General features: G+C 72.2%; 13 protein-coding genes. 4 read left to right on the top strand and 9 right to left on the bottom strand.

What is annotated here, in order from left to right; genetic code table 11:
- Positions 1-2: 2 nt before the first annotated feature.
- From ACWGH0_RS02595 to ACWGH0_RS02570, 6 genes are all read right to left on the bottom strand, one after another.
- Entirely contained in the window at positions 3-1,178 is a 1,176-nt protein-coding gene (locus ACWGH0_RS02595; RefSeq protein ID WP_453402281.1) for a YVTN family beta-propeller repeat protein, read from the bottom strand.
- Positions 1,175-1,963, bottom strand: coding sequence for a polysaccharide deacetylase family protein (locus ACWGH0_RS02590; protein WP_453402280.1), 789 nt, complete (start codon positions 1,961-1,963; stop codon positions 1,175-1,177). The genes ACWGH0_RS02595 and ACWGH0_RS02590 overlap by 4 nt, the downstream gene beginning before the upstream one ends.
- A 432-nt stretch (positions 1,964-2,395) precedes the next feature.
- On the bottom strand, positions 2,396-2,923 hold the full coding sequence (locus tag ACWGH0_RS02585) for an ATP-binding protein (protein ID WP_453402279.1): 528 nt from the start codon (positions 2,921-2,923) through the stop codon (positions 2,396-2,398).
- Positions 2,924-3,167: 244 nt separating this feature from the next.
- Positions 3,168-3,935: an enoyl-CoA hydratase/isomerase family protein gene (locus ACWGH0_RS02580; protein ID WP_453402278.1), complete on the bottom strand. Its 768-nt coding sequence runs from the start codon at positions 3,933-3,935 to the stop codon at positions 3,168-3,170.
- A gap of 84 nt (positions 3,936-4,019) precedes the next feature.
- Complete coding sequence (locus ACWGH0_RS02575) at positions 4,020-5,279, bottom strand: L,D-transpeptidase (protein ID WP_453402277.1); 1,260 nt, start codon at positions 5,277-5,279, stop codon at positions 4,020-4,022.
- 175 nt (positions 5,280-5,454) lie between these two features.
- Complete coding sequence (locus ACWGH0_RS02570; protein WP_453402276.1) at positions 5,455-6,654, bottom strand: Ig-like domain-containing protein; 1,200 nt, start codon at positions 6,652-6,654, stop codon at positions 5,455-5,457.
- Between the two features lie 163 nt (positions 6,655-6,817).
- Between ACWGH0_RS02570 and glgX the strand changes: the two genes are divergently transcribed.
- The 4 genes from glgX (at position 6,818) to ACWGH0_RS02550 (ending at position 15,237) form a co-directional block, all read left to right on the top strand.
- Entirely contained in the window at positions 6,818-9,130 is a 2,313-nt protein-coding gene (gene glgX / locus ACWGH0_RS02565; RefSeq protein ID WP_453402275.1) for a glycogen debranching protein GlgX, read from the top strand.
- Between the two features lie 34 nt (positions 9,131-9,164).
- Entirely contained in the window at positions 9,165-10,967 is a 1,803-nt protein-coding gene (locus ACWGH0_RS02560) for an ABC transporter ATP-binding protein (protein ID WP_453402274.1), read from the top strand.
- Entirely contained in the window at positions 10,964-12,862 is a 1,899-nt protein-coding gene (locus ACWGH0_RS02555) for an ABC transporter ATP-binding protein (protein WP_453402273.1), read from the top strand. Before ACWGH0_RS02560 ends, ACWGH0_RS02555 begins: the two co-directional genes overlap by 4 nt.
- 347 nt (positions 12,863-13,209) lie before the next feature.
- Positions 13,210-15,237, top strand: a complete 2,028-nt coding sequence (locus tag ACWGH0_RS02550; RefSeq protein ID WP_453402272.1) for a M4 family metallopeptidase — start codon at positions 13,210-13,212, stop codon at positions 15,235-15,237.
- Positions 15,238-15,357: 120 nt separating this feature from the next.
- On the opposite strand, the gene glgP is transcribed toward ACWGH0_RS02550, so the two are convergent.
- From glgP to ACWGH0_RS02535, 3 genes are all read right to left on the bottom strand, one after another.
- Positions 15,358-18,009 carry an alpha-glucan family phosphorylase gene (gene glgP, locus ACWGH0_RS02545; RefSeq protein ID WP_453402271.1) on the bottom strand — a complete coding sequence of 884 codons (2,652 nt, stop codon included), beginning with the start codon at positions 18,007-18,009 and terminating at the stop codon, positions 15,358-15,360.
- 125 nt (positions 18,010-18,134) lie between these two features.
- Positions 18,135-19,421: a flavin-dependent oxidoreductase gene (locus ACWGH0_RS02540; protein ID WP_453402270.1), complete on the bottom strand. Its 1,287-nt coding sequence runs from the start codon at positions 19,419-19,421 to the stop codon at positions 18,135-18,137.
- Between the two features lie 14 nt (positions 19,422-19,435).
- The gene (locus tag ACWGH0_RS02535; protein WP_453402269.1) at positions 19,436-20,590 is read right to left on the bottom strand and encodes a monodechloroaminopyrrolnitrin synthase PrnB family protein; all 1,155 of its coding nucleotides are present in this window, start codon (positions 20,588-20,590) and stop codon (positions 19,436-19,438) included.
- Positions 20,591-20,741: the final 151 nt, after the last annotated feature.

Raw genomic sequence — 20,741 nt, 5'->3', positions numbered from 1 at the left:
CGTCAGCGGAAGATGCCGGTGTGGCCCAGGGAGTAGCGGCCCGGCTGCGGGTAGACCGCGAGACCGTGCGGACCGCCGCCGACCGGGATCCGGGCGAGCTGCTTGCCGGTGACGGTGTCGATGGCGTACACCTCCGAGTCGTAACGCCCGGACAGCCACAGCACCTTGCCGTCGGCCGAGACGCCGCCCATGTCCGGGCTGCCGCCGTCGGGCAGGTGCCACTTCTTCGTCAGCTTCTTCTTCGTGAAGTCGAAGACGGAGACCGAGCCCTCGCCCCGGTTGGACACGTACATCTCCTTGGAGTCGCGGGAGACGTACAGGCCGTGGCAGCCCTTGCCCGTCGGCAGCAGTTCGGGCGTGGTGAACTTCTCGCCGTCCAGGACCCACATGCCGTGCGCCATCATGTCGGCGATGTAGATCGTCCTGCCGTCGGGGGAGATCTTCACGTCCTGCGGCATCGCTCCCTCGAACGGCAGCTTCTGCTGGCCGACGACCTCCATCTTCTCGGTGTCGACCTTGAGGAGTTCGCCGGAGAACTCGCAGGAGACGACGAAGTACCTGCCGTCGGCGGAGAAGTCCGCGTGGTTGACGCCGGCGCAGCTCACCGGCACGGTCTTGACGCGGTCCATGGTGTGCGGGTCGCGGAAGACGAGTTCGCGGTCCATCGACGCCATGACGACGGCGTACCTGCCGTTGGGCGTGAAGTAGAGGTTGTACGGGTCGTGCACCTCCACCGGTTCGCCCACCTCGCCCGTGGCGGGGTCGATCGGCGTGAGCGTGTGACCGCGGTTGTTGTTGACCCACAGGGTCTTCAGGTCCCAGGACGGGACGACGTGCTGCGGCTGGACGCCGACCGGGATCGTCTTGACGACCTTGTACGTCCTGGGGTCGATCACCGACACCGTGTTGGAGTTGGTGTTGGGAACGTAGACCCGGGACGGGAAGTCCTTGACCACCGGCGAGAGCCTGCCGGGCCGGTCGGCGGCGTAGACGTCCTCGGGGTCGAGGACCGGGGGCATCCCCGGCAGCCCGGCCGGCTCGGTCTTCTTCACCTCGCCGGGCGCCGCGCTGCCGCGCGCCGCCGCCGGCCCCTTCTCGTCCTGGCCGGCGCAGCCCGCGAGGGCGGCCAGGAGGACGCCGGCGAGCAGCGCGGTCGTACGTCGGGTGATCGTCGTCATCGGGTCAGCAGCTCCGTGGTGGTCACCGCGCGCAGGCCGCGGCGGTCGAGTTCGTCGAGGAGGGCGGGCAGGGCGGCGACCGTGTCCGGGTAGCCCATATGCAGGCTCACGACGGATCCGTTGCGGATCCGGCCGCCGATCCGGCGGGTGACGGCCGCCGCGCCGGGCGAGGTGTGGTCCAGCGAGTCGACGTCGTACGCGAGGACGTGCGGGTATCCGGCCCGGCGCGCCAGCCGCTGGACGAGCGGCGTGGCGTACTGGGCGCGCGAAGGCCGGAACCAGGTGCCGATGGACCCGGTGAGCCGGCGCAACCGGTCCGCGCACTCGCTGATCTCGGCGTACGCCTCGCGCTCGCCCAGGGCGCAGACGGCGAGGTGGCGCTGGGTGTGGTTGCCGAGGTCGTGGCCGCCGTCGAGGATCCGGCGGGCGAGCGCGGGATGGGCGTCGAGCCAGCCGCCGACGGCGAGGACGGTCAGGCGGGCGCCGCCCCGCTCGGCCTCGTCGAGCACGGCCCGCGCGGTGGCCGGGTCGCCCGCGCCGTGGAAGGTGAGGGCGACCCGGGCGCGGTCGCGCGGGCCGTGGGCGATCTGGACGGGCAGTCCGGTGTAGCGGTGCGGGGCGGGGGCCGGGTGCGGCGGCACGGCAGTGGCGTGGGGCGCTGCGGGAGCGGGTGATCCGGGGCCCGGGGCGCAGCCGCCGGCGAGCGTCCCCGCGACGGCCGCCCCGGCCGCTCCGGCTCCGGCGCGCAGCACGTCGCGGCGGCATGTCACTGTCACGCGCCCCATTTAAGGGGTAATGCGAGCAAAAGGTAATGATTGAGCCAATTCGGGCCGCAGCGGGTCGTCCGCCGCGCCCGAACCCCTCTGCGCGGAAACTATCGATTCACGCGCACGAGCCGATATGTATGCACGGTTTACCAGGTGAGTGGCTCAGTTCACCTGCAATTCAACATCTGAATGTCCATTCTTGCCACACTTTTGCCCGGTGTGACCTTTTGGCGCCCTGCCCACCTGTCTGCCATAGTCGGTGCCACGACCCCCATTGACCCGGGCCAGGTCGTCACCACAAGCGGCCGTGGATCACACCCCCCCGTTCCACGGCGCTCCACAGAAGCCCCCGAAGCGCCACACCCGGCAGCAGGGGGCTTCTGTGCATGCGGCCACTCGGCGCCCGCCGGTACGGCCGACCCCGCGTGTCCCGCCGGTACGGAAGGCCGCTCAGCGCTCGACGGTGCGGTCACCCACGCGCATCTCGAACCAGGTGGTCTTTCCGCGCGGCAGCAGGTCCACGCCCCACCGGTCGGAGAGCTTGTCGACCAGGAAGAGCCCGCGGCCACTGGTGTCGAGTTCGTGCACGGGCATCAGGCAGGGCAGGCCGCGCGACGGATCGCGCACCTCGATCCTCATCCAGCCCCGGCGGCGCAGCATGCGCAGCCCGAAGATGCGGGCCCCGGTGTGCCGCACGGCGTTGCCCACGAGTTCCGAGACCAGCAGCACCGCGTACTCCGCGGTCTGCGGCGACAGTTGCCACTGACGGAACACCACACAGTGCGTGAGCCGCCGCGCAGTGGCCGCCGACTCCGGGCGGGAGGGCAGCCGCACTTCCTCCTCCGCCGGATTGCCGTACAACTCCACGGCTTTGAACGCCTGTTCGTCTTCCACCGCCGGCGTCCAGCGCGCGGCAGTCGCGCTGCCGCGCGGCCGCGGTTGCTCCGTACCCTCCAGCCCCGCCATGCCCCCCATCATGGCCGCCCGGAGGGCCGCCCGGGGCCGTTACGGTGGATTCGGTGCCCCGCCACGACACCCCCGGGGGTGCGGGTTGACATATGCCATTGGCACCGAATGCCCCTCCGCACCCCCTGCGAACTGCGATGACGTGCCGCTTACGCATGATCACGCACAGCTCGCGGCGAGGCGCGTTCACGCGTACTCACGGCCGGATTGTCCGCCCGGGAGGATTACCCCGTCGGTCACGGCAACTTGCCGCCGCTCAGAGGAACTTGGCCTTGCCGGGCCCCTCGTCGACGAAGCTGCGCATGCCGCGCTCGCGGTCCTCGGTGGCGAACAGCCCCGCGAACCAGTTGCGTTCGATGGTGAGCCCCGTGTCCACGTCCGTCTCCAGGCCGGCGTCGACGCACTCCTTCGCCGCCCGCAGCGCCATCGCGGGGCCCTGGGCGAGCTTCGCGGCCCAGGCGTGCGCCTGCTCGTACACCTCGGCGGCCGGCACGACCCGGTCGACCAGGCCGATCGCCAGCGCCTCGTCGGCCCGCACGTGCCGGCCGGTGAAGATCAGGTCCTTGGCCTTCGACGGGCCGACCAGCCGGGCGAGGCGCTGCGTGCCGCCGGCGCCGGGGATCAGGCCGAGCAGGATCTCGGGCTGACCGAGCTTGGCGTTGTCGCCGGCGATACGGAAGTCGGCGCACAGGGCGAGCTCGCAGCCGCCGCCCAGCGCGTAGCCGGTGACCGCGGCGACGACGGGCTTGGGGATGCGGGCGACGGCGGTGAAGGAGTCCTGGAGGGCCTTGGAGCGTACGACCATCGCCGCGTGGTCCATCGCCTGCATCTCCTTGATGTCCGCGCCGGCCGCGAACACCTTCTCGCCGCCGTAGAGGACCACGGCGCGTACGTCGTCGCGCCGGGTCGCCTCCTCGGCGAGCTCGCGCAGCCGGTCCTGGGTGGCGATGTCGAGCGCGTTCATCGGGGGACGGGCCAGCCGGATGGTGCCGACGCCCTCGGAGACTTCGAGATTCACAGTCATACGAGCGAGGTTAGCCCCCGTTAACGCCAACGGACCCGGTGCGCTCGATCACAGTGCACCGGGTCCGTACGCGCCTGCGGCGTGCTACTTCTTCCACTCCGCCCAGGACATGTTCCAGCCGTTGAGACCGTTGTCGGGCTGGATCTGCTTGTCCTCGGAGTTCTTCACGACGACCACGTCGCCGAGGATCGAGTTGTCGAAGAACCAGGCGGCCGGAGCCTTCTTGTCCCATCCGCCCCGCACGTCCTGGAGCCCGACGCATCCGTGGCTGACGTTCGCCGACCCGAAGGTGCCCGCGCCGGCCCAGTAGTTGCCGTGGATGAAGGTGCCCGAGGTGGACAGGCGCATCGCGTGCGGCACGTCCTTGATGTCGTACTCGCCGCCGAAGCCGACGGTGGCGCCGTTCATGCGCGTCACCTCGTACTTCTCGCTGATGACCATCTGGCCGTTGTACGTCGTGGTGGACGGCGCGCCCGCGGTGATCGGGATGGTCTTGAAGACCTTGCCGTCCCGCTCGACCTTCATCGTCTTGGCCTTGGCGTCGACGGTGCTGACCTGGCTGCGGCCGATCGTGAACTTCACCGTCTTCGACTGCTTGCCGTACACGCCCGGCCGGCCCTCGACGCCGTCGAGGTTCAGCTTCAGCGTCACCTTGGTGCCCGCCGCCCAGTACTTCTCGGGACGGAAGTCGAGGCGGTCGTTGCCGAACCAGTGGCCCTCGATCGGCACCGACGGCTCGGCCGTCACCTTGACGGCCTTCTCGACGGCCTCCGGCGCGGTGATGCCCCGGCTGAAGCGCAGCGAGACCGGCATGCCGACGCCGACCGTGGAGCCGTCCTCCGGCGTGAAGTAGCTGACGAAGGTGTTCTGCGGCACGAGGGTCGTGAAGGTGGTGTCCTTCGCGGACTCGCGGCCCTCGGAGTCCTTCGCGATCGCGTGGACCTTGTACTGGGTGGCGGCGGCGAGGTGGTGGTTCGGCTCCCAGGACGAGCCGTCCTTGCTGACCTTGCCCTCGACCTCGTTGCCCTTGGTGTCCTCGACCTTGACGGACGTGAGCCTGCCCTTGTCCGCGCCGATCTTCAGGGCGCCGCTGGTGGCGACGTTCTTCGCCTCGTCCTTCGGGGCGATGTTCACCACCGCCTGCGACGCCTGGGTGTCGCCCGCCTTCCCCGCCCCGCCCTTGCCGCCCTTGCCGTCGCCGTCACCGGAATCGCTTCCCGCGCACGCCGTGACGAACAGCAGCATCGCCCCGAGCAGCAGAGCCAGCAGTCCAGGTCCGCCGCGCCGGGATCCGCGCCCCCTGCGCGCCCCCGCCGACGTCCCCGATATCGGCTGCCTTTTCACGTGTTGTTCTCCCCTCGCACGGCCTGGCCCCAGCCACGGCCCGCACCCCCACGCGCAGCAACCGCGCGTCTGGTGAATGGTAATCACACCGGGCGTGTCGCCGACTCTGTGTGTATGTCACCGTTCGGTCCCAAGTGCGAGGGAACGGCTGGGGGCCGTGCAGGTCAGGGAGGGGTCATCGGAGTGCGGAACCGGCCTTCCAGCGGTCCCAGTCCATGTTCCATCCTCCGAGGCCGTTGTCGGGAGCCACCTTCCGGTCGCGTGAGTTCACCACTTCCACCACATCCCCCACGAGCGTGCGGTCGAAGAACCAGCCGGCCGGGGTGCCGGGGCTGCCGCCCTTCACGTCCCGCAGCCCGATGCAGCCGTGGCTGGTGTTGACCGAACCGAAGGTGTCCGCCGGGGCCCAGTAGTTGCCGTGCAGGAATGTCCCCGAGGCCGTCAGCCGCATCGCGTGCGGGACGTCCGGAATGTCGTACTCGCCGCCGAAGCCGACGGTCCTGCCGTCCATCCGCGTGACGTCGTACAACTCGGTGACCACCATCTTGCCGTTGTACGTCGTGGTCTTCGGGGCGCCCGCGCTGACCGGCAGGCGCACCGGCTTCGCGCCGTCGCGGCGTACGAGCATGGTGTGCGCCTCGGCGTCCACCGTGGAGACCTGGGACCGGCCGACCGTGAAGCCGACGGTCTTGTGCTGGATGCCGAACACACCGGGTGCGGCCTCGACGTCCCGCAGTCTCAGGCCGACGGTGACCCGGGTCCCCGGCTTCCAGTACGCGCGCGGCCGGAAGTCGAGGCGCTGGGAGCCGAACCAGTGGCCGGACACCTCCACGGGCGGCTGCGCGGTGACCTCGATGGCCCGTTCGACCGCCGCGCGGTCGACGACGGCGCGGTTGAAGGAGAAGGAGACGATCATGCCGGTGCCGACGGTGGAGCGGTTCTCCGGCTTGAAGTAGCCGATGAAGCGGTGTTCGGGGACGACCGTCGTGAATGAGGTGTGCCGGGCCGAGCGGCGGCCGTGGCCGTCGACGGCGACCGCGTGGATGCGATAGGTGGCGGCCAGCCGCAGCGGTCCCGCGTCCGGTCGCCAGCTCAGCCCGTCGTCCGCGATCCGGCCGGTGACCTCGTGCTGGTCGGCGTCCTCGACCCGTACGACCCGGACCCGTTCCAGCCGCCCGTCGGGGACCTCGATCTCGATGCGGGCGCCGGTGCCGATGCCCTTGGCCCCGTCGGCGGGGGCGATACGGATGGCGTCCACGGGCGAGCGGGGCTTGTCGCCGAACAGCGGCTCGCCGTCGGCCGTGCAGCCCGCGAGCCCCGTGATCAGGGCCGCCCCTGCCAGTACGGCGGCCAGGACCGCCCGTGCGCGTCTCACTGCGTCTCTCACGCCGGGCCCAACGACCGCGCCCCTCCGGGGGAAACGTGAGTACGACCGCTGTTCCGGGAAGAACAGGTGGGAGGAACGCGCGAGGGGGCCACGGCCGGGACGCCGTACGGCTCAGGATCCGCCGGTCCCACGAGCCGCGGGAGGCTTACAGGTGTCCAGCGCACCCGAGCAGGAGGCAGTACAGGAGGCGGTGCGGGCAGCGGTGCCCGGGGCGGTGGTCGACGGCCGCCCCTCCCCCTCGCCCGCACCCGTCCCGGCGGCGGTCAACGGGCACCGCCCCGGCCACGACCGGGCCGGGCCGCCCGTGTGGCCCGGTGCGCCGACCCCGCTCGGGGCGCGCTTTCGCGTCGGGCCCGACGGTGTGGCGGGCACCAACTTCGCGCTGTGGGCGGGCGGGGCCGAGGCCGTCGAGGTGTGCCTCTTCGACGAGGACGGCACCGAGCGGCGCTGCCCGCTGACCGAGCTGACGCACGAGATCTGGCACGGCTTCCTACCGGGGGTCCGCGCGGGACAGCGTTACGGCTATCGGGTGCACGGCCGCTGGGACCCGTGGACCGGCGCGCGCTGGAACCACGCGAAGCTCCTCCTCGACCCGTACGCACGGGCCGTCGACGGGGACTTCACGCTGCCCGGCGAGGTGTACGGGCATGTCAGGGACTGGCCCCAGCAGAACGTCGCGGACACCGTGCGCGACGACCGCGACTCTGCGCCGTTCGTCCCCAAGGGCGTGGTGGTGCACGACGACGCGCCCGGCGACGAGTGGGTGGACGACCGGCGGCCCAAGACGCCGTGGGCGGACACCGTCATCTACGAACTGCACGTACGCGGCTTCACCAAGCTGCACCCGGACATCCCCGAGGAGCTGCGGGGCACGTACGCCGGACTCGGGCATCCGGCGGCGATCGAGCACCTCCAGCGGCTCGGGGTGACGGCGGTGGAGCTGCTGCCGGTGCACCAGTTCGCCCACGAGGACCACCTGCTGCGCCGCGGGCTGCGCAACTACTGGGGCTACAACTCGATCGGCTACTTCGCGCCGCACGCGGGGTACGCGGCGACGGGGACGGCCGGCCAGCAGGTCGGCGAGTTCAAGGCGATGGTGCGGGCCCTGCACGCGGCCGGCATCGAGGTCATCCTCGACGTGGTCTACAACCACACGGCCGAGGCGGGGGAGCTGGGGCCCACGCTGTCGCTGCGCGGCATCGACAACCGCGGCTACTACCGCCTCCAGAACGACGCCAGACGGTACGCCGACTACACGGGCTGCGGGAACACCCTGCACGTCGTCCAGCCGAACGTACTGCGCCTGATCACGGACTCGCTCCGGTACTGGGTCACCGAGATGGGCGTGGACGGCTTCCGCTTCGACCTGGCGGCGGCGCTGGCGCGTTCGATGCACGACGTCGACATGCTGTCGCCGTTCCTCGCGGTCATCGCGCAGGACCCGGTGCTGCGGCGCGTGAAGCTGATCGCCGAACCGTGGGACGTCGGCAGCGGCGGCTACCAGGTGGGCGCCTTCCCGCCGCTGTGGACGGAGTGGAACGACCGCTACCGCGACGCCGTGCGGGACTTCTGGCGCGGCGCGCTGCCCGACGTGCGGGACCTGGGGTACCGGCTCTCGGGATCGAGCGACCTGTACGCCTGGGGCGGCCGCCGCCCGTACGCGTCGGTCAACTTCGTCACCGCGCACGACGGCTTCACGCTGCGGGACCTGGTGTCCTACCACCAGAAGCAGAACGCGGCGAACGGCGAGGGCAACCGGGACGGGACGAACGACAACCGCTCGTGGAACTGCGGCGCCGAGGGCGAGACCGAGGACGCCGGGGTGAACGCGCTGCGCCGGCGGCAGCTGCGCAACCTGGTGACGACGCTGCTGCTGTCGACGGGCGTGCCGATGCTGGTCGCGGGCGACGAGATGGGGCGTACGCAGGGCGGCAACAACAACGCGTACTGCCAGGACAACGAGATCGGCTGGATCGACTGGTCGCTCCTGGAGGAGCCGGGCTGGCGGGAGCTGTTCCGGCTGACGTCCCGGCTGCTGGCGCTGCGCCACGCGCATCCGGTGCTGCGCCGGCGCGCGTTCTTCTCGGGCCGGCCCCAGGCGGCGGACGGGCTGCGCGACCTGGCGTGGTTCACCCCGCTCGGGCAGGAGATGACGCAGCAGGACTGGTACGCGCCGGCCTCCACCGTGGGGCTGTACCTGTCCGGCCGCGACATCCCGGGGCGCGACGCGGTGGGCGCGAAGATCACCGACGACAGCTTCCTCGCCGTACTCCACGCGGGGGACTTTCCGGTCGATTTCACGCTGCCCGGGCCGCCGTGGGCGCGGACGTACGAGGTGGTCGTCGACACGTCGCTGGAGGGCCAGGAGGAGGCTCCCGGAACGGTGCACGCGGCGGGCGCGGCGATCACCGTGCCGGCCCGTTCGGTGCTGCTGCTGAGGGCGGGCACGGCCGAAAAGGAGTGAGCGCTGTCAGTGGTGAACCGTACGCTCGATCCTGATGAGCGGAGCGGATGCACCCACCAGGAACCGATCGGCCGTACGTTCGCTGCTGCGCCTGTGGCCCTACGTGCGTCCGGTGCGCGGCCGCCTGGCGTGGGCGGCGGTGGTGGCGGTGGTGGCGTCCTGTCTCGGTCTCGTCATCCCGCTCGTCCTGAAGTGGATCGTGGACGGCCCGGTGGCGGACCGGGACCCGGGCGGGGTGTGGCTGGGGGCGCTGTACCTGCTGCTGCTCGGGCTCTCGGAGGCCGTCCTCTTCGGACTCCGGCGGTGGCTGGTGGCCCGGCCGCTCGCCGGGGTGGAGGCGGCGATGCGGGAGGACCTGTACCGGCACCTCCAGCGGCTCCCGGTGGCCTTCCACGACCGGTGGCCGTCGGGGCAGCTGCTCTCGCGCGGGACCACGGACCTGATGCTGCTGCGGATGTTCCTGGCGTTCCCGCTGACGTTCCTGCTGGTCAACGCGGTGACGATCCTGGTGGGGTTCGTCATCCTGCTGCAACAGCACTGGCCGCTGGGGCTGGTGCTGCTGGCGCCCGCGGCGCCGATGGTGGTGCTGTGCTTCGTGTTCGAGTCGAAGTACGCGCGGGTCACCCGGCGGTCGCAGGACCAGGTCGGTGACCTGACGACGGTCGTCGAGGAGAGCGTGCTCGGCATCCGCGTCATCAAGGGGTTCGGCCGCCACCGCAGTCAGGCCCTGGCCTTCCGGGAGCTGTCGCTGCGGCTGCGGGGCACCGAGCTGGTCAAGGCCCGGCTGCTCGCGGGCATCTGGGCGACGATCACCGTGCTGCCGGAACTCGCGATCGGGGCGGCGCTGGTGATCGGCACGGTCCAGGTCGCCGACGGAGGCCTGTCGGCGGGCACGCTGGTGGCGTTCCTCTCGACGGCGCTGGCCCTGCGGTGGCCGGTGGAGTCGATCGGCTTCCTGCTCGCCATCAGCCAGGACGCGGCGACGGCGACCGAGCGGTACTTCGAGGTGATGGACGAGCCCGAGGAGTCGCAGACCGCGGGGGCGGCTGCGGCGGCGGTTCCCGGCCGGGACGGGATCGTGTTCGACGCGGTCGAGTTCCGCTACCCCGACGCCCCCGAGGGGACGCCGCCCGTGCTCGCCCGCGTCGATCTGCGCGTACGGCCCGGCGAGACGATGGCCCTGGTCGGTGCCACCGGCAGCGGCAAGACGACGCTCACCACGCTCGTACCCCGGCTGCACGAGGTGACGGGCGGGCGGATCACGCTCGACGGGCAGGACATCACGGCAATGCCGCGCGAGCGGCTGCGGGAGTTGGTCTCCGTCGCCTTCGAGGAACCCACGCTGTTCTCGGCGAGCGTCGCCGAGAACGTATTGATGGGCGCGGGCGCGGCTGCGGGCGAGGCGGAGCTGGAGCGGGCGCTCGACACCGCGCAGGCCGGATTCGCGCACCGGCTGCCGCAGGGCACGGCCACCCAGGTCGGCGAGCAGGGGCTGAGCCTGTCCGGCGGGCAGCGGCAGCGGCTCGCGCTGGCCAGGGCCGTGGTGGGCAAGCCGCGCTTCCTCGTGCTCGACGACCCGCTGTCGGCGCTCGACGTGCACACGGAGGCACTGGTGGAGGCTGCGCTGCGGCGCGTCCTGGCGGACACTACCGCGCTGGTGGTCGCACACCGCCCCTCCACCGTGCTGCTCGCGGACCGGGTGGCGCTGCTGTCCGGCGGCCGGATCACGGCCGTCGGCACGCACCAGGAACTCCTGCGCACCAGCGACGAGTACGCCTGGCTGATGTCCGGGACGGGTGACGGCGGGGCCGCCGGCGGGAAGGGGCACACTCCATGACGACCACCGCGGACGACCGCCCGGACGAACGCGAGCCCGCGGACACGGGGCCGCTCACGAAGACGCGGCCGCGGCCGGAGCGGGTGGACGAACCGGTGGCGGAGGGGGATCCCTTCGACCGGGACGCGCTGCCCGCGCCCGCCGGGGCGACGGGGGCGCTGCTGCGCTCGCTGCTGGGGCCACGGCGGGCCAGGGTGGGCGTCGCGGCGCTGCTCCTGCTGCTCCAGCAGGCCGCGGTGCAGGCCGGCCCGCTGCTCGTCGCGTACGCCATCGACCGGGGTGTGCCGGCCCTGCGGCGGGACGACTACGGGCCGCTGGCCGTCGTCGCGGCCGGCTACCTGTTGTGTTCGCTCGGCGCGGGGCTGTTCCACTACGTCTTCATCCGGCTCTCCGCCCGCGTCAACCAGGACGTGCTCCTCGATCTGCGCGGCAGGATCTTCCGGCACGCGCAGGCGCTGAGCGTCGACTTCCACGAGCGGTACACGTCCGGGCGGCTGATCTCGCGGTCGACGACCGACGTGGAGTCGCTGCGGCAACTGCTCGGGGAGGGCCTCCAGGAGCTGATCGGCGTCATCCTGTCCTGCGTCTGCATCTGCGCCCTGCTGCTCTACCTCGACGTGGGCATCGGCGGGCTCGCGGTGCTGTCGTTCGCACCGCTGTACCTGCTCGTGCGGCGCTACCGGACCCGGGTCTCCGTCGTCTTCGCCAAGCGGTCGACGGCGATCGCGGCCGTCATCGTGAAGTTCGCGGAGACGATGAACGGGATCAGGCCAGTGCGGGCGTTCCGGCGCGAGCGGGCGAACGACGCACAGTTCCGGGCGCTCAACCACCGCCACGAGCGGACGAACGGCGACGGTCTGCTGGAGATGGCCCAGTACGTCGTCGGGTCCCGTCTGGTCGCCAACACCACGGTCGCGGGGATCGTGCTGTGGGGCGCCTACCGGGTCGCAGGGGGCGGCATGGCGCTCGGCGTCCTCGCCGCGTCCGTGCTCTACCTGCGGCGGCTGTACGACCCGATCGACCGGCTCGGGATGTTCCTGAACTCCTACCAGTCGGCGGCCGCGTCCCTGGAGAAGATCGCGGGCCTGCTCGCCCAGGCCCCCACGGTCCCCGAGCCGGCCGTGCCGCGCGCGCTGCCCGCCCCGGCGGGCGGCGGCCCCGGCCGCGAGGTGGTCTTCGACGGCGTCGGCTTCGCCTACCGCACGGGCGGCGAGGTCCTGCCGCGCTTCAGTCTGACGCTGCCGGCCGGGCAGACCGTGGCCGTGGTCGGCGCGACGGGCGCGGGCAAGTCGACGCTCGCCAAGCTCCTCGCGCGCTTCTACGACCCGACCGAGGGCCGCGTCCTGCTCGACGGCACCGACCTGCGCGACCTGTCCGTGGCCGAACTGCGCCGCGGGGTCGTCATGGTGACCCAGGAGGCGTTCCTGTTCTCCGGAACGGTCGCCGAGAACATCGCCCTCGGCCGCCCCGACGCCACCCGGGAGGAGATCGAGCGGGCGGCGAAGGCGATCGGCGCCCACGACTTCGTCACCGGCCTGCCGGAGGGGTACGACACGGACGTCCGCAAGCGGGGCGGCCGGATCTCCGCGGGGCAGCGGCAACTGGTCGCCTTCGCCCGCGCGCTGCTCGCCGACCCTGCGGTGCTGATCCTGGACGAGGCCACGTCCTCCCTGGACGTCCCGGGCGAGCGGGCGGTGCAGCGCGCGATGGACACGGTGCTGCGGGGGCGTACGGCGGTGGTGATCGCGCACCGGCTGTCGACCGTGGAGATCGCCGACCGGGTGCTCGTCATGGAGCACGGCCGCATCGTCGAGGACGGCTCCCCCGCCGCGCTCGCCGTCGGTACGGGGCACTTCGCCGGCCTGCACCGGGCCTGGCGCGACAGCCTGGCCTGACCGGCCGGCCCGCCGACCGGACGGCGGCAGTCCGGCCGCCGGCCGCGCCCCGGAGGACCGGTCGGCGAACGCGCCCAACCGGTCGGGACAGGACATGATCCGCCCTCGCACGGGCGGGAGTGGGCGGGCCTTTTACAGGGGTGCGGTAACGGCCGACGAAACGTCCGCTTAACGAACACGGCTCTTCGGGCAACGGACGAATTCCGGCCAACTTGTTGACGCGCTCCTGACAGGGAGCGCTCACTCCTGCCACTCTTCCCCCGTTCCGCGCTCCACCTTGCTCCGCACGGCTCTGCCCGGGCAGCCCACCCAAGCCGCCCGCCACCCCCCTTGCAGAAGGAGTTCGCGTGAGATCCACGCCCAGACGACGTGCCACCGCGACCGGCGCGCTGCTGACCGCCGCAGCGCTGCTGACGGTCGGCGTACAGGCCGGCGCCGCGTCGGCCGACGACCCCCGGACCGCCGCACCCAAGACCGCCGCGGCGGGGAAGGCCGACCCGGGCGCCCTGCCCGCGAAGCTCACCCCGGCCCAGCGCGCCGAGCTCATACGCGAGGCCAACGCCACCAAGGCGGCCACCGCCAGGGAGCTCGGCCTCGGCGCCAAGGAGAAGCTCGCCGTAAGGGACGTCGTCCAGGACCGCGACGGAACCACCCACACGCGGTACGAGCGCACGTACGACGGGCTCCCGGTCCTCGGCGGCGACCTGATCGTCGCGGAGACCGGGGCGGGGAAGACCGAGGGCGTGACCAAGGCGTCGAAGGCGGAGCTCAAGTCCGTCGACACGAGCGCCGAGGTCGCCCCCGCCACCGCGGAGAAGCAGGCGCTGGCCGCCGCGAAGGCGGAGGGATCGAAGAGGACCGAGGCCGACCGCGCCCCGCGCAAGGTGGTGTGGATGGGGCAGGGCAAGCCCACGCTGGCGTACGAGACGGTCGTCGGCGGCCTCCAGCACGACGGCACCCCGAACGAGCTGCACGTCGTCACCGACGCCTCCACCGGCAAGAAGATCTACGAGTGGCAGGCCATCCACAACGGCACCGGCAACACCCAGTACAGCGGCCAGGTCACGGTGGGCTCCGCCCCGTCGTACACCCTGACCGACACCGGGCGCGGCAACCACAAGACGTACAACCTCAACCGGGGCACCTCCGGCACCGGCACCCTCTTCTCCGGACCGGACGACGTCTGGGGCGACGGCACTCCGCAGAACCTGGAGACGGCGGGCGCGGACGCCGCCTACGGCGCGGGGCTGACCTGGGACTACTTCAAGAACGTGCACGGCCGCAGCGGCATCCGCGGTGACGGCGTCGGCGCGTACTCCCGCGTCCACTACGGCAACGCGTACGTCAACGCCTTCTGGTCGGACTCCTGCTTCTGCATGACGTACGGCGACGGGGCGGCCAACGCCAAGCCGCTCACCTCGATCGACGTGGCCGCGCATGAGATGACGCACGGCGTCACCTCCAACACCGCCGGCCTCGTCTACAGCGGCGAGTCGGGCGGCCTCAACGAGGCCACCTCCGACATCTTCGCCGCCGCCGTCGAGTTCGCCGCCAACAACCCCAAGGACGTCGGCGACTACCTGGTCGGCGAGAAGATCGACATCCGGGGCAACGGCACGCCGCTGCGCTACATGGACAAGCCGAGCAGGGACGGCTCGTCGAAGGACGCCTGGTACTCGGGCATCGGCGGCATCGACGTCCACTACTCGTCCGGCCCGGCGAACCACTGGTTCTACCTGCTCTCCGAGGGCAGCGGCGCCAAGACCGTCAACGGCGTCAGCTACGACTCGCCGACCTCCGACGGCCTGCCGGTGACCGGCATCGGCCGGGAGAAGGCCGCGCAGATCTGGTTCAAGGCGCTGACCACCAAGTTCGGCTCCTCGACCAACTACGCGGGTGCGCGCACCGGGACGCTCGCGGTCGCCGGTGAGCTGTACGGCACGACCAGCGCCGAGTACAAGGCCGTCGCCGACGCGTGGGCCGGCGTCAACGTCGGGACGCGTCCCGGCGGCGGCGACCCGGGCACCGGCACGTCCTTCGAGAACACCACCGACGTCCCGATCCCGGACAACGGCGCGGCGGTCACCTCGTCGGTCACCTCGACCAAGACGGGCGCGGCGCCCAGCAACCTCAAGGTGGACGTGAACATCGTCCACACCTGGCGCGGTGACCTGGTCGTAGACCTGCTGGCTCCGGACGGCACGGCGTACCGCCTGAAGAACTCCAGCGGTTCCGACTCGGCGGACAACGTCGTGGCGACCTACACGGTCAACGCGTCCTCCGAGACCGCCAACGGCGTCTGGAAGCTCAAGGTCCAGGACGTGGCGGCGCAGGACACCGGCTACATCAACAGCTTCAAGGTGACCTTCCCGTAAGGAGCCCGGAGCACAGACCAGCCCTGCGGGAGCGGAGAGCCGTTCCCGCAGGGCTGATCCATGGGCCCGGGACTCCGGGCGTCAGCGCATCAGCCACGCTGTGCCCGGGGCTCAGGGTCGTCAGCGCATCAGCACGCCGGCGCCCTCACCCGTCGCCTCCGTCGGCAGGGCCACCAGGCCCAGGTCCGCGCCGTGCGGCAGCAGGCGGTGGGAGGGCAGTATCCGGACCGTGTAGCCGAAGGGGCCGGTGCGGTCGAGCGCCAGGGGGCCCTCGTACATCCAGCGGCCCTCCAGGTCCGGGCCGCCCGCCGGCTTCAGCGGGAAGGTCTGCGCCTCGCCGATCGCGTCCGCCGCGTCGACCCGCCCCGCGACGGCCTGCACCTCCACGTCCTCGGGACGCAGCGGGCCGAGGGCCACGCGGACCCGCAGGCTGAGCGTCGAGCCCAGCTCCGCCGTGCCGTTGACCGGGGTGGCCGCCAGGGCCTCCACGTGGTCCACGGCGACCTTGGGCCAGGCGGCGCGCACCCGCTTCTTCCACTCGGCCAGTTCCCGGGCGGCGTCCGGGACCATCGCGCGGTGCGCCTCGGCGGCCGGGGTGTACAGCCTCTCGACGTACTCCCGCACCATGCGCCCCGCCAGCACCTTCGGGCCCAGCCGGACCAGGGTCTGGCGGACCATCTCGATCCAGCGGTCGGGCAGCCCGCCCGGACCCCGGTCGTAGAAGCGCGGTGCGACGCGCTGCTCGATGAGCTCGTACAGCGCGTTGGCCTCCAGCTCGTCGCGGCGGTCCTCGGTGGTCGCCGCGCCGTCGGCGGTCGGGATGGCCCAGCCGAAGTCCGGCTCGAACCACTCGTCCCACCAGCCGTCGAGCACCGACAGGTTGAGGCAGCCGTTGAGCGCGGCCTTCATCCCGCTCGTTCCGCACGCCTCCAGCGGGCGCAGCGGGTTGTTGAGCCAGACGTCGCAGCCCGGGTAGAGCTTCTTCGCCATGCCCATGCCGTAGTCCGGAAGGAAGACGATCCGGTGGCGCACCCGCGGGTCGTCCGCGAAGCGCACCAGCTCCTGCACCAGGCGCTTCCCGCCGTCGTCCGCCGGGTGGGCCTTGCCCGCGACCACGATCTGCACCGGCCTGGTCGGGTGGAGCAGCATCTCCATCAGCCGGTCGCGGTCGCGCAGCATCAGCGTGAGGCGCTTGTACGACGGGACGCGCCGCGCGAAGCCGATGGTCAGCACGTCGGGGTCGAGCGCCTCGTCGATCCAGCCGAGCTCCGCCTCGGCGGCCCCGCGCTGGCGCCACGACGCGCGCAGGCGCTCCCGTACCTCCTGGACCAGTTGCTCGCGCAGAGTGCGCCGCAGGTCCCAGATGTCGGCGTCCGGGATGTCGGTGACGGCGTCCCAGCGCTCCGCTCCCCCCGTGGAGGTGCCGGAGCCGGCCGACAGGGCGTCCTCGGCGCGGCCCGCGCCGATCTGCCGCGCCCCCAGGCGCATGACCTCCGGGGCGACCCAGGTGGGCGCGTGCACGCCGTTGGTGACGGAGGTGATCGGCACCTCCTCGGGGTCGAAACCGGGCCACAGGCCGGAGAACATCTGCCGGCTGACCGCGCCGTGGAGCGTGGACACGCCGTTGGCCCGCTGGGCCAGGCGCAGGCCCATCACGGCCATGTTGAAGAGGTTGGGCTCGCCGCCCGGGTAGGTCTCCATGCCGAGCTGGAGGATCCGCCCGACGTCGACGCCCGGCAGCTCGCCGGAGTCACCGAAGTGGCGGGCGACGAGCTCGCGGTCGAAGCGGTCGATGCCGGCCGGTACGGGGGTGTGCGTCGTGAAGACGGTGCCGGCGCGCACCGCTTCGAGCGCCGGGTCGAATTCCACGCCTTGGCCGGCCAGTTCGCGGATGCGCTCCAGGCCGAGGAAGCCGGCGTGGCCCTCGTTGGTGTGGAACACCTCCGGCTCGGGGTGGCCGGTGAGCCGGCAGTACGCGCGCACCGCCCGCACCCCGCCGATGCCGAGCAGCATCTCCTGGAGCAGCCGGTGCTCGCTGCCGCCGCCGTACAGCCGGTCGGTGACGTCGCGCTCCCCCGCCGCGTTGTCCTCGACGTCCGAGTCGAGCATCAGCAGCGGTACGCGGCCGACCCGCGCCTGCCAGATGTGGGCGCGCAGCGACCGCCCGCCGGGCAGGGTCAGCGCGACCTGGCTGGGAGTGCCGTCGGCCTCCCGCAGCAGCGAGACGGGCATTTCGTTCGGGTCGAGCAGGGGGTAGTGCTCCTGTTGCCAGCCTTCCCTGGACAGGCTTTGCCGGAAGTATCCGTGACGGTAGAGGAGTCCGACCCCGATGAGGGGTACGCCGAGGTCGCTGGCGGCCTTCAGGTGGTCCCCGGCGAGGATGCCGAGGCCGCCCGAGTACTGCGGGAGGGCCGCTGTGACTCCGAATTCGGGTGAGAAGTAGGCGACGGCGGCGGGCAGTTCCGGGGTCGGTGACTGGGACTGGTACCACCGCCGGCCGCGCAGGTACTCGTCCAGGTCGTCCGCCGCGGCGGTGAGCCGGTCCAGGAACCGCCGGTCCTGGGCCAGCTCCGCGAGCCGCGCGGCGGGGACGGACCCGAGCAGCCGTACGGGATCACCCCCGGAGGCTGCCCAGCCGTCGGGGTCCACGGCCTGGAACAGCTCGCGGGTCTCGGTGTGCCAGGACCACCGCAGGTTGCGGGCGAGGTCGCTGAGCGGTCGTAGGGGATCGGGAAGAACGGGGCGCACGGTGAATCGACGAATGGCCTTCACGTGTTCCACCTTCGCAGGGGACATACGAACCGGGTCGGACGCACGGCGGTGTGTGTCCGTCCTTTCCTCCACGAAGGTAGTGGCACCCCGCCTCCCGCTGCCACGGCGCACGGGAGCGCCGGGGATCATCGCAGGGCGTGCGTCCCGACGTCGTACGGCGATCCCAGGTTGACGGTGGCCGGGTCGAACGCCCCGGTGGCCGCGTACCGGGCGGAGACGGCCGCCAGTTCCCCGGCCGGGATCACGTCGTCGATGTCGGTGAATCCGCCGGGCGCCCGCTCGTGCGCCATGTTGATGACGACCTCGGGCCCCAGCCGCCGGTTGGCCCGCTGGAGTTCGGTCGTCGCGGGCCGGCGCTCGGCCTCGTACGCCGCGAGCGCGTCGGCCGGGTCGGCGTGCCGCGCCATGGCGTGGGCGAGGGCGCGGGCGTCGACGACCGACTGGGTGGCGCCGTTCGACCCGATCGGGTACATGGCGTGGGCCGCGTCGCCGATCAGCGTCGTACGGCCGTGGCTCCAGCGCTCCAGGGGGTCGATGTCCACCATGGGGTACTCGAACGCGCGGTCGGAGGCTCGCAGTACGTCGGGGACGCTGACGCCGTCGAACTCCCAGCCCTCGTAGTGCCGCAGGAACTTGCCGACCGGGACCGGCCGGTTCCAGTCGCCGCGCGCGTCGTCGTCGGCGGACGCGGCCGGCATCGCGAGGGCCCAGTTCACCAGGACCTCGCCGGTCCTGGGGTCGGGCTCGGTCATCGGGTAGACGACGGCCTTCTGCACGTCGGAGCCGGCGATGAACATGAAGGCGCCGGCCCGCTCCGCGGGCATCCGCGAAATGCCGCGCCACACGAGCATCCCGTTCCACGGCGGCTCGCCGCCACGCGGGTCCAGCGCGGCGCGGACGGTGGAGCGTATGCCGTCCGCGCCGATCAGCACGTCGGGCTCCAGGGCGGCGTACCCGCGCGTCGTGTCGTCGCGGTGTTCCAGCTTCACGCGCGGCCTGCCGTCCGGCCGCGTGGTGACCGCGCTGACCCGGACGCCGCCGACGAGCGCTTCGGGACCCAGGCGTTCGCGCACGGCGGCGGCCAGCGTCAGTTGCAGGTGGCTCCGGTGGACGGACAGCTGCGGCCAGCGGTAACCGGCGCCGAGGCCGCGCGGCTCGCGCCAGATCAGGCCGCCGGAGCAGTGGTAGTACCGCAGCTCGCGGGTGCGCACGGCCTGCCGTTCGAGTGCGCCGAGGAGCCCGAGGGCGTCGAGTTCGCGCACGGCGTTGGGCATGATGTTCAGCCCCGCGCCGACCGGCTGGATCTCGCGCGCCGCCTCGGCGACGGTGATCCGGCGGAAACCGGCCGCGTGCAGGCTGAGGGCGGCGGTGAGTCCGGCGATGCCGCCGCCGGCGATCAGGATGTGGGTCATGGGTGGGGTGCCCTTCAGGCGTGGGAGGCGACCGGGGTGCGCGGGCGGGCGGTGGCGCGCCGCACGAGGGTCTCGTTGTCCCGGGTCAGGTCGAGCACGGAGCGCAGCAGCTCGATCGGCGCGCCGCCGGAGCCCACCTCGTACAGCCGCACCTCCTCGCTGTACGCCTTGCGGGCGATGCCGATGTGGCGGGCCCTGAAGGTCTTGAGGATGCGCAGGACGCGGGCGAGGGACACGGCGGAGGCCGCGAGCTGCGGGGACAGCCGGCCGGTCTGCTCCCAGTCGGTGGCGGCGGCGAGCCGGGAGACGGCGGAGACGCCGCCGTGGTGCGCGGCGTAGAAGTCCCGCCAGCCCGGCAGCGAGTACCGCACCGACTCGGCGAGGAACCCGTCGTACTCCGGGCTGCTGTGGTCGCACTGCCACAGCGTCAGGTCGACGAGCCACAGGGGCACCTGGGCGGCGGCCGGGCCGAGGTAGTCGCGGCCCGCCACGTCCACCTCCTCGAAATACGGGCGCAGGACCTGCGCGAAGAAGACCGGGGAGACGTTGGCGACGGTGAAGTCGATGGAGTCGACCATCGACTGGACGTGCTGCGCCGTGCGGTCGAGGGCTAGGGCGAAGCCCGGATCGTGCGGTTCGAGGCGGGCCAGCGCGGCGCAGGTGTCGAGCGAGGCGGCGAGGCTGGGGAAGACCATGCGGACGGCGTCCTGGAGGTTGCCCTCCATCTCCTCGCCCGTGTACGTGCGCTGGCGTGCGCCGATGGGGTTCCAGGTCGTGTAGTGGTGCACGGTGTCGCGCGGCACCATGTCGGTGCGCCGCCCCAGCGCCTCCAGGACCGGCAGGGCCTCCGGGACGGCGGCCAGCGGTTCGGTGCCGTGCCGTTTGAGCGAGCCGAGGAGCATGCCGAGGTCGCGCATCGCGGCGAGCGCTTCGACGACGCTCCACCGGGCCGCGGTCTCGGGGAGCGGCAGCAGGGTGCGCAGGGCGACGGTGAGGGCCGGCACGTCGGCGTCGCGGTTCATCGCGGGGAGTACGGCGAGCAGCGGGTCGGCGGCCAGCGGGTCGGCGGCGCGTATCTCGGATATCCGGTAGCGCGGTTCGCCGTGTGCGTCGAGACCGGGCGCGACGAGGTCGACTGCGTCCCTCAGGTGCGTGAGGTGCGTGATCATGGAATGCCCCCTTGGGCGGTGAGATGCGTGGATGCCATGCGGTGCGGCCGACGGCGTGGTCCGGCGCGGTGTGGGCGCGACGGAGGTGTGCGCGGTGCGGTGGTGCGGTCCGTGGTGGCGGCCCCGTATCGATCGCGGCGGCGGCTCGTGG

The organism is Streptomyces sp. NPDC054887 (genome assembly GCF_053610585.1).
This window is presented reverse-complemented; position numbering and strand designations above follow the sequence as displayed.

Coding starts and splice junctions, on each gene's coding strand:
- ACWGH0_RS02595 (WP_453402281.1), bottom strand. CDS start 1,178: ATGACGACGATCACCCGACGTACGACCGCGCTGCTCGCCGGCGTCCTC.
- ACWGH0_RS02590 (WP_453402280.1), bottom strand. CDS start 1,963: ATGGGGCGCGTGACAGTGACATGCCGCCGCGACGTGCTGCGCGCCGGA.
- ACWGH0_RS02585 (WP_453402279.1), bottom strand. CDS start 2,923: ATGATGGGGGGCATGGCGGGGCTGGAGGGTACGGAGCAACCGCGGCCG.
- ACWGH0_RS02580 (WP_453402278.1), bottom strand. CDS start 3,935: ATGACTGTGAATCTCGAAGTCTCCGAGGGCGTCGGCACCATCCGGCTG.
- ACWGH0_RS02560 (WP_453402274.1), top strand. CDS start 9,165: ATGAGCGGAGCGGATGCACCCACCAGGAACCGATCGGCCGTACGTTCG.
- ACWGH0_RS02555 (WP_453402273.1), top strand. CDS start 10,964: ATGACGACCACCGCGGACGACCGCCCGGACGAACGCGAGCCCGCGGAC.
- ACWGH0_RS02540 (WP_453402270.1), bottom strand. CDS start 19,421: ATGACCCACATCCTGATCGCCGGCGGCGGCATCGCCGGACTCACCGCC.
- ACWGH0_RS02535 (WP_453402269.1), bottom strand. CDS start 20,590: ATGATCACGCACCTCACGCACCTGAGGGACGCAGTCGACCTCGTCGCG.